Genomic DNA, 12,853 nt, shown 5'->3' on the forward strand with positions numbered 1-12,853 from the left:
AAATACGTAGGGGGATGCTTATGAGGAAAAGGAAATGGTTTCTTTTAGTATGTCTAGTCGTCTTATTTTGTGCAGCCTGTAGTAATGATTCTTCGGATGAAAAAAAATCCGAATATCGGGTCGTCTATTCAGGAGAAATTAAAACATTAAACTATTTAAAAACATCTGAAACAAATGAATTTGCTGTAGCTGCCAATTTAGTGGATGGCCTCATTGAATATGATAAGTATGGGATTGTGCAACCAGGCTTAGCGAAAGAATGGTCGTCAAATGAAGATGCGACTGTCTGGACATTTAAGCTTCGTGATGATGTGAAATGGGTTACCCACAATGGTAAGGAATATGCAGATTTAGTGGCACAAGACTTTGTCGATGGTTTGCAGTATGTGTTAGATGCCAAAAATGAATCTTCGACCGTCTGGAGTGCGATGGTTGTCAAAAATGGTGAGGCGTTTTATAACGGTGAGCTAACTGATTTTTCAAAAGTGGGCATCAAAGCTATCGACCAACATACGATTGAATATACGTTGGAGGCTCCTACACCTTATTTTCTGTCGATGTTGAATTATGTATGTTTCTTCCCTGTAAATGGAAAATTTTTAACGGAAAAGGGGGAACAATTTGGAACTACACGTGAAAATTTCTTGTATAACGGTGCCTATCTATTAGACAAATTCGAACCTCAAAATGAGCGTGTTCTTGTAAAAAATGACACATATTGGGATAAAGACAACGTGCTGATTGACCGCATTCGGTATAAATATAACAAAGAAGCAGCAACCGTTGCGCCCGAACTATTTTTACGAGGTGAAATCGACACAGCAACCATTCCCACTTCCATTATTGACGAATGGCTGAAGGATGATAAGAAAAAATTGCAAGTACGTCAAACGCAAAATAATTTTTATTCGTATTTTTATGCGCTCAACTTTGACCCACAATTTGCTGTGGAATATGAACCTGAAAACTGGAAGGTCGCAGTCAATAATAAAGATTTCAGAAAATCGCTTTTCCATGCGCTAGATCGTGTATCAGCGATGCTAACGGTGGAACCATTTAATCCTCAAGATTTACTAAGCAATACGATCACACCGAGAAACTTTGTCGATGTTGAAGGAGTCGACTATACACAACTTGACCCATTAGCGGCGATTACCAACAATGATTCTTTTAATAAAGACTTAGCTTTACAGTATAAGGACAAAGCGAAGGCGGCGTTAGAAGGGAAAGCGACATTTCCAGTAAAGGTATTAATGCCATACAACGCGGGGATGCCTGACTGGGCTAATCGTACACAAGTCATTGAACAACAAGTGGAAAAATTATTAGGTGCGGACTATGTGGATATTATCGTTGAAGCAGGTCCTTCGACAGGTTTCTTATCAGAAGTTCGACGCCCTGGTAAATTTGCATTACTAGAAGCGAACTGGGGGCCAGATTATGCTGACCCGTCAACGTATACAGAACCATTTAGTGTAGATGGTACTTATAATAAGCCAGAGTTAGCTGAAGGTTACAAAGAAGCAAATGGTCAAACTGTGTACTTGAATTTATTAGAAAAGGCGAAAACGACAATCGATACAGCCGAGCGTTATAACCTATTTGCTCAAGCAGAAGCGTTCTTAATTGAAGAGGCCTTTGTTATTCCATATTCTGTAGGTGGTAGCGGCTATGTAGCTTCAAAATTAAATCCATTTGAAGCCCAGTACTCACCATTTGGTGTGACAGCAGAGAAGTTCAAAGGGCAGCAAGTGTTAGCAAAGCCAATGAGTAATGATGACTTTAAGAAAGCGTTGGCACAGTGGGAGCAAGAACGTGCGGATGCATTAGCGAATGCAGCCAAATAAAAGAATGGAATAATCATTGCCAAGTGCAACCCGTAGGCATATAGTGGTGATTTTTCAATACCGAGGAGATGACCGAAAATGCTGATTCGGCATCTCCTTCCTGCTTTTTGTAACCATTTTAATGGAGGGAGGATGCTTAAATGCTTAGGTATGTAGGAAAGCGTTTGTTACAATCCATTGTTACGCTATTTATTATTATCACAATTGTGTTCTCATTACTACGATTAATGCCGGAAGAAGGCTACTTAGGGGCAGCGGCAGAGAAAATGTCACCGGCTCAAAAAGAAGTGTATTTAACGAATTTAGGGTTACGTGATCCATTGCTGGTGCAATTGGGGAATTTTTATTCGGATTTATTACAAGGCGATTTAGGCAAATCCGTTACATATCGTACGGATGTGCCAGTTGTGACAATTATTGCAGATAAAATAATGTATTCATTGTTATTTGGATTAGGGGCAGTTGGCTTATCGCTGCTCATCGGTGTACCGCTCGGAATTTTAATGGCACAAATGAAGGGACGCTGGCTGGATCGGTTAGGGACTGGCTACATTGTATTTGTCGTCGCAGTACCAGCGGCAGTGTATTACTTAGTTATTCAAATGTATATTACAGATATTTTCCGTTTGCCGATGTTGTTTGATGAATATAAGCAAATCACCTGGCTATTACCGCTTACTTCGATGGCATTAGCCCCGACTGCTTCCTATGCAATGTGGATGCGCCGATACATGGTAGATGAATTAAACAAAGATTACATTAAGCTTGCACGTGCGAAAGGCGTGAAGGAGCGTACCTTAATGTTTAGTCATGTATTGCGCAATGCTTTTATTCCAATGGCACAATATTTGCCAGCAACGATTCTTTTTACGATTACAGGCTCCATTTATATTGAATCTTTGTATTCTATTCCAGGGATGGGTGGATTACTCGTGGATGCTATTCAACGACAGGATAATACGATTGTACAAGGTTTAGTGCTTGTTTTTTCATCGCTTGGCATTATTGGCTTAATTTTAGGTGATATTGCGATGGCGCTCGTGGACCCACGGATTAAATTAGGGAAAGGGGAGAGTGTGCGCTAATGAGCATGTATACAGAGGAAATCAATAATATGTCAGACAAGTCTCGTGCACAACTATTTGACTTTGTGGAAGCGACTGATGGTCAGGCAGAAGACACCGCCTACTCCAATTACTCCTATTGGCGCTCTACTTGGAAATCGTTTTTAAAAAATCGAGTGGCTGTTTTCTTATTAGTAATGGTTTGCATTATTGTGGCGTTCACCATGTTTCAGCCTTATTTGCCAGCACAAAAATCTCCGACCGAAATTTATCTCAATGCCCAAACGGGATTACAGGCACGTAATATTGCACCAAATGCTGAGTTTTGGTTTGGTACAAACTCGATTGGACAAGATTTATGGTCCCGTATTTGGGCTGGTACAAGGACATCGTTAATGATTGGCTGTGTGGTCGCATTGGTGGAAGCATTTGTCGGCATTACAATCGGAACACTTTGGGGCTTTTCTCGTAAGCTAGAAATGCCGATTACACAGCTTTATAACGTTGTAGATAATATCCCAACAACGATTGTCCTTATTTTAATGTCTTATATTTTACGACCGAGCATTTCGACCATCATTATTGCCATGTGCATTACGGGTTGGGTAGAAATGGCGCGCTTTATTCGAAATCAAATCGTAATTTTACGAGATCGGGAATACAATTTAGCATCAAAATGTTTGGGGACATCAGACTATCGAATTATAATAAAAAATTTATTACCTTACTTAATCTCTGTTATTATGCTGCGCATGAGTTTAGCGATTCCGTTTGCGATTGGCGCAGAAGTGTTTTTAACATATATCGGTTTGGGGCTACCAATTAGTGAACCATCATTAGGGAATTTAATTAATGAAGGGCGTGTCCTCATGATGTCACCTGATTTAAGGTATCAGTTAATTTTCCCTAGTATTGTACTAAGTATTATTACGATAGCATTTTATATTATTGGGAATGCATTTGCTGATGCAGCAGATCCAAAAAACCATGTATAGAAGGGAGATGATTTCGTGAAGCAAATAAAATCCCGTATTTTAACGATTGAAAACTTAGTCATTACATTTACACTACGAGGGCAAGTACTAACAGCAATTAGGGGAATCTCTCTTGATTTATATAAAGGGGAGAGTCTTGCCATTGTTGGTGAATCAGGTTCAGGAAAATCTGTGCTAATGAAATCAATTATGGGCTTGCTCGATAAAAATGGTTCGATTGCCCAAGGTCAAATTATATACAATGATATGGATTTAGCGCAGTTTAACACAGAACAACAATGGTTAACTATTCGAGGAAAAGAAATCGCGATCGTTACACAGGATCCGATGACTTCATTGAATCCATTGAAAACGATTGGCAAACAAATTGAGGAATGTGTGGTGTTACACCAAGGGCACAAGGGCAAGGCAGCCTATGCTGAAACATTAAAATTATTAACAGACGTCGGGATTGATGATGTAGAGAAACGCTATAAGCAATACCCTCATGAATTTTCAGGAGGCATGCGGCAACGCATAGTGATTGCCATTGCGCTCGCATGTAACCCGCAAATTTTAATTTGTGATGAGCCAACAACCGCATTGGATGTAACCATTCAAGCACAAATTTTGCAGCTGCTAAAACGTCTTCAGCAAAAATATAGCTTAACAATCGTTTATATTACACATGATTTAGGCGTTGTAGCAAAAGTGGCGGACCGTATCGCGGTCATGTATGCAGGGGACATACTCGAAGTTGGTCGTACACATGAAGTGTTTTTTAATGGAAAGCATCCGTATACAAGGGCGCTTCTTTCGTCACTACCACAGCTTGGGTCAAAAGGGCAACCGCTTTATTCGATTAAGGGGACGCCACCCAATCTTTTTAAAGAAATTAAAGGAGATGCGTTTGCCCCACGCAATCCATTCGCTTTAAAGATTGATTACGAAGAACGTCCACCATTTTTTCAAGTAAGCGATACACATTTTGCGCGCACTTGGCTATTGGATCCCCGTGCGCCAAATGTGGAGCCTCCAGCCGCGTTACAAGCTTTTTTTGAAGAAGGGAGGCAGTACGCCAATGAGCGATAAAGAAGTGTTAATAGAAGTAAAAAATTTAAACATTGTTTTTGGTAAAGGCAAACATAAATTTGTGGCAATAGATGATGTCAGCTTTCACATTTATAAAGGAGAAACATTCGGATTAGTAGGCGAGTCGGGCTCTGGGAAAACGACTATTGGCCGCGCTATAATGCGTATCAACGAAGTAACGAGTGGTCAAATATTGTATCATGGAAAGAACATTAACGGTAAAATCTCGAAGGATTGGGACAAACAAATTACCCAAAAAATCCAAATGATTTTTCAAGACCCGATGGCTTCGCTTAATGAGCGGGCAAAGGTAGATTATATTATATCGGAAGGTCTTATTAATACGAAAAACTTTAAAGATGAAGCGGAGCGTCAGCAAAAAGTACAAAATGCACTTTTAAATGTTGGTCTATTACCTGAGTTCGCCAGTCGCTTTCCGCACGAATTTTCTGGCGGTCAGCGTCAACGGATTGGCATTGCACGTGCATTAGTAATGGAGCCAAAGTTTATAATTGCGGATGAACCAATTTCAGCCCTCGACGTATCGATACGAGCGCAAGTGCTCAATTTATTATCGACGATTCAACAACAAAACAACTTAACCTATTTATTTATTGCCCATGATTTATCAATTGTTCGATTTATTACAGACCGTACGGCAGTCATTTATAAAGGGAAAATTGTGGAGTTAGCAGAGACCGAAAAACTTTTTTCTAATCCAATCCACCCGTACACAAGAGCATTGTTATCAGCAGTGCCAGAGCCTAATCCGTATAAGGAGCGAGAAAAGGTCGTGGAAATTTACAACCCGTTACAGCATCAATATGAGCTAGCTCCCCCCTCATTTATAGAAATAGAGGAAGGGCATTATGTATTAGCCAACGAGGAGGAACTAGCAAATTATCGTACATTACGAAAAGTAGAGGTGAGCGAATGATTGTACCTAGAGCTTTGACAAAAGGGGATACGATTGGTTTACTTAGTGCGTCTGGCGCTACACCATCAGAAAAGCTAGCTCCCGCCATTGCTAGTATAGAGAAACTTGGTTTTAACGTCATTGTAGGAGAAACATGTCGTGCAAGACATGGATATTTAGCTGGTTCAGACGAACTGCGCGCATATGATGTCAATGAAATGTTCCGCAATCCACATGTGGACGGCATTTTTTGTATTCGTGGAGGGTACGGGGCAACGAAAATTTTACCAAAACTAGATTATGAGACGATACAAGCAAATCCTAAAGTATTTGCAGGCTATAGCGATGTGACTGCACTACATATCGCCTTTAATCAAAAATGTAATTTAGTGACGTATCATACACCAATGCCTTCAACAGAATTTATTCAACAAAATATGGATCATTATACATGGGATTCATTTTTGAATTGTGTGATGGCAACAGATACCAAGCCGTTTCTGTTCGAAAATCCTCCACAGCAACCAATGACCACACTCCTAACAGGGACTGCAACAGGTCAACTTGTTGGGGGTAATTTAACATTGATTACAGCGTCACTTGGCACGCCATATGAAATTGATACAAAAGGGAAAATTTTATTTTTGGAAGATATAGATGAGAGTGAGCAACGTATAGATCGCATGCTGACACAGTTAAAATTAGCAGGGAAGCTTGATGATGCAGCAGGTTTATTATTAGGGGCATGGACAAATTGCGGGCCTGAAAACCCGAAGCATCCAGAACGGAGTTTATCCTTAAACACGATTTTTAAGGAGATTTTAACACCTTTGAAGAAACCTATTTTATCAAATCTTGCTTGTGGTCACTGTCTACCAACGATGTCTCTGCCTTTAGGTCGTATCATAACCGTAGACGCAGAAACGCAAAACATTACAGTAGTAGGGTAGGTGTATGATGCAGCAGACGATTCAACGTTTGATACAGGAAGCTCCCTATAAAGTGCATATGTTTGTAAAAGATTTTAAGACAAATGACTTTGTTATACATGAGCGTCTAGATGATGCTTTTTCCAGTGCCAGCTTAATTAAAGTCCCTATCCTGATTGCAGTTTTTGATTATATAGATGTATGCAATATACCTATCAATCAAGTAATAACCGTTACCCCTAGCGATTGGGTTGATTTTAGTGTGATTAGTGAACAGCGAGTAACATCCTGCACGATCTATGAGTTGTGCGTTTGGATGATTACGACAAGTGATAATACTGCGACAAATGTGTTAATTGATTTAATTGGTATGGATGTGCTAAATCAGTACTTTCATAAAATCGGACTCACTCAAACACAACTTCAACGAAAAATGATGGACTTTGAGCGACTTGCAAAAGGCATAGATAATATAACAACAGCGCGTGATATGGCACTTCTATTTAGCCGAATTTATGAAAAAAACCTGCTATCCCCAGTCTTTAGTCAGCTTGTTATTGATATATTGTGTCGTCAGCGTTTTCATGAAAACTTGCGGCGCTATATCGTCGATGATGTGACAATCGCCCATAAAACGGGTGGTCTTGATAGCGTTGACCATGATGTTGGCATTGTTTATAGTCACGGACAAGAGTATGCTATTGGTGTTTTTATCACAGAGGTCAAGCAAAATGATGTTGCCCGACAACTAATCGGTCGTCTTTCAAAGGTAGTCTATGACAATATGATAGTAGTGAAAGGAGAGGCAACATGAATGCGATTGTCATTGCTATGGTTGCGAATCTTTATGCTGAACCAGATCGTCATGCTGAACTTATTGATGAAATACTTTACGGTATGCCTGTTCAAATTATAGAAGAATTAGAAAATGATTGGCTGTATGTTCGCACCGCCTATCGCTATGAAGGGTATTGTCAGCGAAAGCATGTCCTTTTCGATGATGCGATTACAAATGCATGGATTCAAAAGGCGCAACATGTTATTGGACAGCGTTTCGCAGATATTTTACAAGAACCGAAAATACAAAGCACCAAAATCATCACATTGGTAAAAGGCTCTATTTTATACAATGTAGATTCCGACACGACATCAAACACGCCATGGGCTGCCGTTCAATTGGCGACGGGCGAAATAGGTTATTTGCGTTCACAATGGTTGCATCCTAAAATTGCTGAACATACTTTTGAAGAGCATGCGTTTCGAGAAAATGTTGTACAAACCGCACTAAGCTATTTAGCTACACCGTATCGTTGGGGAGGTAAGTCACCGCTAGGCATTGATTGTTCGGGCTTATGTTCGATGGCTTATATGCTCAATGGCGTGATAATCTTCCGAGATGCTAGAATTGTAGAAGGTTTTCCAATTAAGGAGATAACTATTGATCGCATGCAAAAAGGGGATTTATTGTTTTTCCCAGGGCATGTAGCATTGTATATAGGGCAGTCTCTTTATGTTCATGCTTCACTTGGTGGCAATGAGGTCAATGTCAATAGCCTAGATGAACAACACCCGTTATACCGCGAAGATTTAGCAACGACTATTACCGCAATCGGAAGCTTGTTTTAAATAGTGCTTGCTGGAAAATCGATGCAAAAAACGAGGTATTTGACGGTAGTTACATCGTCGAATACCTCGCCTTGAGTAAATTTACGCTAATATTGATAAATATTTAACTGTTGTCCAGCTTCAATATTATCTGAACGCAATTGATTCCATTGTTTAATGGATGTTACTTTCACATTATGCGTCTGTGCGATGTGCATCAGCGAGTCACCATCCGCGACTGTAATGGTTTTTTTATTTTTTACAGGGCTGTCGTATTGTTGTAAGTCGTACTTCGCAATTAGACTATTTAACTTTTCATTGTAAGTTGAATCTGTTGCGTAAGAGCCTGTTAAAAATTTGGTCGCATCTGCATAGGATGTTGTGTTGCTTTTAAAGACACCTGTATAAAAATTTTTGTTCCAAGATACACCATTGCGGAGTAATTGGACATAATCCTTCATGGATTCTTCGTAGGAAGGATATTTGCGGAATTCAGCCATCACTGTTGTCAGATTACCAGAGCCATCATCTTCAACTGTTTCAAGTGTCACGGAATCATTTTGAAATTTGCCTTTCATCCCAAATAAATTGTTATTAGGAGCTGAACTAAGACCACTTTGCCCATGCTTACTTTCTAAAATGGCTTGTGCAATCATGACAGATGCATATAAGTCATTTTCAGCACCTAGTTGTCGAGCTGTTTCTGCAATAGAGCCGATAAATTCTTCCACACTTGGACCTTCATCTACATATTTTTGAACGGCAGTGTCGGTTGGTCTCAAAAACTGAATCAAAAAATAAGTGGAAATACTGATAACAGACGCTATGACAATCATTCCGAGTAATAGTTTTTTGAATAATCTCATGTAGTTATAGATGTTGAATCTGTGCAACACCTTCCTCCTTTCTTTTCTCTTAAAAAATCGCTTACTCTTTTCATATTGTAAAACAAGTAGATAAAAAAAAGCATCGTTTTTCACTAGAATTCATAATTAATAGAACGAACTTTCATACGAAAAAGTTTCATCTAGCGCGTCTAGGATGGACATGTTGTAGGATTGTTAGTTTAACCGCTTGAATATGTGGAAAGATATACTGGTGGGTAGAATACTGACATTTAATCTATCAAATTTATAAGGAGCTTAGTCAATGATTGCATTTGAGAATGTTACAAAAAAGTACGCTAATAACCAAATTGCAGTGAATGCCATTAATTTTGAAATACAGAAAGGAGAGTTTTTTGTCATTATAGGGCCTAGTGGTTGTGGCAAGACGACATTACTAAAAATGATTAACCGATTAATTCAACTGACTGAAGGAACAATCCGAATTAACGGTAAAAGAATTAGTGATTATAATATTCATGAGCTACGCTGGAATATTGGCTATGTGCTCCAACAAATTGCACTTTTCCCTCATATGACAATAGCAGAAAATATCGCCATTGTTCCTGAAATGAAAAAATGGGAAACGACAAAAATTCAACAGCGAGTTCGTGAATTATTAGAAATGGTAGGGCTAGAACCAGCTCAATATAGTGAACGAAAACCAAATGAACTTTCGGGTGGGGAACAACAACGGGTTGGGGTTGTCCGCGCATTGGCAGCAGATCCCGAAATTATATTAATGGATGAGCCATTCAGTGCACTGGATCCAATCAGTCGAACAAAATTACAAAATGACCTGCTTGAGCTACAACGCGCTATAAATAAAACAATTGTTTTTGTTTCGCACGATATGCAAGAAGCGTTAAAACTAGGAGATCGCATCTGTGTGATGAAAGATGGAGAAATAGTACAAATCGGTACACCTAAGGAAATTATACAAAATCCCACCAATGACTTTGTCCGAAAATTTATAGGGGTCAAGGAAGATGCATTTAATGTGTTTACCATTCAACAAGTGATTGAACCGTTTGTAGAGGCGAAACATCAAAGTTATGTGATACATAGTGTTGATGAGCAGGCTACTTTACAAGTCATTTTGCAACAATTGGCGCACCATGAGTGTCTGGCAGTGAAAAGCGATGAGGAAATTATTGGGGTTATTACAAGGCAATCAATGTTGCAGTTTTTAGCCAGTCATTCCGCGGCGGAACGGGGTGAGGCAAATGACTGATTTTTTAAATGTGTTGGATGAACGCAAAGGTCAACTCTTTGCATCGTTAATAGAGCATATGCAAATATCATTTATTGCTTTATTTTTTGCAGTAGCCATTGCCATTCCACTTGGCATTTACTTAACGCATCAAAAGAAAATAGCGGAAAGTATAATTGGCATTAGCGCAGCCTTACAAACGATCCCTTCATTAGCGTTGTTAGGTTTGTTAATTCCGTTACTCGGCATTGGGAAAACGCCTGCTATAATCGCCCTTGTGGTCTATGCGCTCCTGCCCATTTTACGTAATACATTTACAGGCATAAACGAAGTCGATCCGTCTTTAAAGGAAGCGGCCATGGCAATGGGGATGAATACGGTAAAAAGATTAGTGAAGGTGGAACTGCCACTCGCAATGCCCGTTATAATGGCAGGCATTCGCACAGCCATGGTTTTAATAGTTGGAACAGCTACACTAGCTGCATTGATAGGCGCTGGAGGATTAGGCGATATTATCTTGCTTGGTATTGATCGTAATAATACTTCACTCATCCTATTAGGTGCAATTCCGGCAGCTATTTTAGCATTAGTGTTCGATTATCTATTGAAAAAGCTAGAATCACTGTCCTTTAAACGAACAGTTTCGGCATTACTTGCGATTAGTGTCGCGGCAATGATTGTGATTGCACTGCCTTTTCTAAACTTTAATAACAAAGCGGATATCGTCATTGCAGGTAAACTTGGTTCAGAGCCGGAAATTCTAATTAATATGTATAAATTATTGATTGAAAATGATACAGATTTAGATGTCGAATTAAAACCAGGACTCGGCAAGACGTCCTTTGTTTTTAATGCCCTAAAATCAGGGAGCATTGATATATATCCAGAATTTACTGGTACGGCAATCGCAGAGTTTTTAAAAGAACAAGCAGTAAGTAACGATCAAGTAGCAGTATATCGACAGGCAAAGGAAGGCATGCTGGAAAAATTTGATATGGTTATGCTTAGTCCAATGCAGTATAACAACACATATGCTTTGGCCGTTTCAAAACAACTGGCGGAAGCTTATCAATTACAGACGATTTCTGATATTAAGGCGGTGCAAGAGTCGATTAAAGCGGGATTTACGTTGGAGTTCAATGATCGTGAGGATGGCTATGTAGGCATTCAGAAGCGTTATGGGATTGATATTCCCTCTGTTACAACAATGGAACCTAAGCTAAGGTATCAAGCCATCCAATCAGGTAATATCAATTTATTGGATGCTTATTCAACTGACAGTGAGTTACGTCAATATGAGTTAACTGTTTTAGTGGATGACCAACAGTTATTTCCACCGTATCAAGGCGCGCCAATGTTAAGAAAGGAAACACTTGAAAAGTATCCAGAGCTTGAAAAGGTGCTAGGGAAACTGGCCAATCAAATAACAGATGACCAAATGCGTGAAATGAATTATCAAGTTAACGTGGAGGGAAAAAATATTGAGGATGTAGCAAGGGCATTTTTGAAAAATGCTGGTTTATTATAAACGTTTGTATGAATCGCGGGTAAAATGGGTTAATTCGCGGGTAAAGCACAATGAAGCGCGGGTAAAGTGCGATACTTCGCTGGTAAAGTACCCTTTTTCGCGGGTAAAGCGTACTTTATGTAAAAAGTTGTTATTTTTTTAGAGCGCCCCTTACAAATCATGTCGTCATAATTTAAAAACGGACATATTATAACGAGATAGGTCAAATAATGATTTTGCTATCGTTCGAGTAAGGAACTATTGCTAAAACGGAATAGGAAGGGGCTGGGAAACGTTGGGTATTGAAAAAGGAAGAAAGCACTTTGTCTGTGAAGCGCTATACGATATAAAAGCATTGCAAGATATCATAACAGATTTTCATTCAAAATATTATGGTCAGCTTCTTGTAAAAATAGTTGGTAGTGATACCATTCCCTTTTTTTTAATAACGCATAATGGAGCACATTTACGATTAATAGATACAGTCCAACAGTTTGAAACAGAGTTTTTTCGTATAGAAGCGATTGATATAGATCGTTGTCGAGGCACTATTTCGCTGTTACGAGCCTATGATTATGAAGGCAATGAAACAAATGCAATTGCTGATGTTGTGAGATTAGAAAGAACATCGACCGAAAAATCAATTGAGTTAGGGAGTATATCAGCTATTCAGCTATTAAATCCAGACTTATTAAAAAAGAAATTTATCATTGAGCCTAAATGGTAAAATAGATGATTTACCTATAAAACTACTAAAATAATTGCAAAACTAGAGCATCTGTCCATATGCAAGCTGCGTGATCTGAATTTAATAGAAAGAGT

At 39.2% G+C, this 12,853-nt stretch carries 12 protein-coding genes; 11 read left to right on the forward strand and 1 reads right to left on the reverse strand.

What is annotated here, in order from left to right; translation table 11 throughout:
* Positions 1–20 precede the first annotated feature (20 nt).
* The 8 genes from MKY08_RS08835 to MKY08_RS08870 all read left to right on the forward strand — a co-directional run bounded on the left by MKY08_RS08835 (position 21) and on the right by MKY08_RS08870 (position 8,448).
* Positions 21–1,847: a peptide ABC transporter substrate-binding protein gene (locus MKY08_RS08835; protein ID WP_069508359.1), complete on the forward strand. Its 1,827-nt coding sequence runs from the start codon at positions 21–23 to the stop codon at positions 1,845–1,847.
* Positions 1,848–1,987: 140 nt separating this feature from the next.
* Positions 1,988–2,932, forward strand: a complete 945-nt coding sequence (locus MKY08_RS08840; protein WP_069508361.1) for an ABC transporter permease — start codon at positions 1,988–1,990, stop codon at positions 2,930–2,932.
* On the forward strand, positions 2,932–3,906 hold the full coding sequence (locus MKY08_RS08845) for an ABC transporter permease (RefSeq protein WP_069508363.1): 975 nt from the start codon (positions 2,932–2,934) through the stop codon (positions 3,904–3,906). The genes MKY08_RS08840 and MKY08_RS08845 overlap by 1 nt, the downstream gene beginning before the upstream one ends.
* 15 nt (positions 3,907–3,921) lie before the next feature.
* Positions 3,922–4,977 carry an ABC transporter ATP-binding protein gene (locus MKY08_RS08850; protein ID WP_141705559.1) on the forward strand — a complete coding sequence of 352 codons (1,056 nt, stop codon included), beginning with the start codon at positions 3,922–3,924 and terminating at the stop codon, positions 4,975–4,977.
* A complete protein-coding gene (locus MKY08_RS08855) occupies positions 4,967–5,914 on the forward strand; it encodes an ATP-binding cassette domain-containing protein (RefSeq protein ID WP_069508366.1) in 948 nt (315 codons plus the stop codon). Before MKY08_RS08850 ends, MKY08_RS08855 begins: the two co-directional genes overlap by 11 nt.
* Complete coding sequence (locus tag MKY08_RS08860; RefSeq protein WP_069508368.1) at positions 5,911–6,843, forward strand: LD-carboxypeptidase; 933 nt, start codon at positions 5,911–5,913, stop codon at positions 6,841–6,843. The genes MKY08_RS08855 and MKY08_RS08860 overlap by 4 nt, the downstream gene beginning before the upstream one ends.
* Before the next feature lie 4 nt (positions 6,844–6,847).
* Positions 6,848–7,636: a serine hydrolase gene (locus tag MKY08_RS08865; RefSeq protein ID WP_256093102.1), complete on the forward strand. Its 789-nt coding sequence runs from the start codon at positions 6,848–6,850 to the stop codon at positions 7,634–7,636.
* Positions 7,633–8,448: an SH3 domain-containing C40 family peptidase gene (locus MKY08_RS08870; RefSeq protein WP_069508370.1), complete on the forward strand. Its 816-nt coding sequence runs from the start codon at positions 7,633–7,635 to the stop codon at positions 8,446–8,448. The genes MKY08_RS08865 and MKY08_RS08870 overlap by 4 nt, the downstream gene beginning before the upstream one ends.
* Before the next feature lie 86 nt (positions 8,449–8,534).
* Here the strand turns inward: MKY08_RS08870 and MKY08_RS08875 are convergent, their stop codons facing one another.
* The gene (locus MKY08_RS08875; protein ID WP_256093103.1) at positions 8,535–9,320 is read right to left on the reverse strand and encodes a glucosaminidase domain-containing protein; all 786 of its coding nucleotides are present in this window, start codon (positions 9,318–9,320) and stop codon (positions 8,535–8,537) included.
* A gap of 256 nt (positions 9,321–9,576) precedes the next feature.
* On the opposite strand from MKY08_RS08875, the gene MKY08_RS08880 reads away from it, so the two are divergent.
* From MKY08_RS08880 to MKY08_RS08890, 3 genes are all read left to right on the forward strand, one after another.
* The gene (locus tag MKY08_RS08880) at positions 9,577–10,545 is read left to right on the forward strand and encodes an ABC transporter ATP-binding protein (RefSeq protein ID WP_069508374.1); all 969 of its coding nucleotides are present in this window, start codon (positions 9,577–9,579) and stop codon (positions 10,543–10,545) included.
* Entirely contained in the window at positions 10,538–12,052 is a 1,515-nt protein-coding gene (gene opuFB, locus MKY08_RS08885) for an osmoprotectant update ABC transporter permease/substrate-binding subunit OpuFB (protein ID WP_069508376.1), read from the forward strand. Before MKY08_RS08880 ends, opuFB begins: the two co-directional genes overlap by 8 nt.
* Before the next feature lie 274 nt (positions 12,053–12,326).
* Positions 12,327–12,758, forward strand: coding sequence for a hypothetical protein (locus tag MKY08_RS08890; protein WP_069508378.1), 432 nt, complete (start codon positions 12,327–12,329; stop codon positions 12,756–12,758).
* Positions 12,759–12,853: the final 95 nt, after the last annotated feature.

Origin of the sequence: Lysinibacillus sp. FSL M8-0337 (assembly GCF_038593855.1) — a bacterium.
GTDB lineage: Bacteria > Bacillota > Bacilli > Bacillales_A > Planococcaceae > Lysinibacillus > Lysinibacillus sphaericus_D.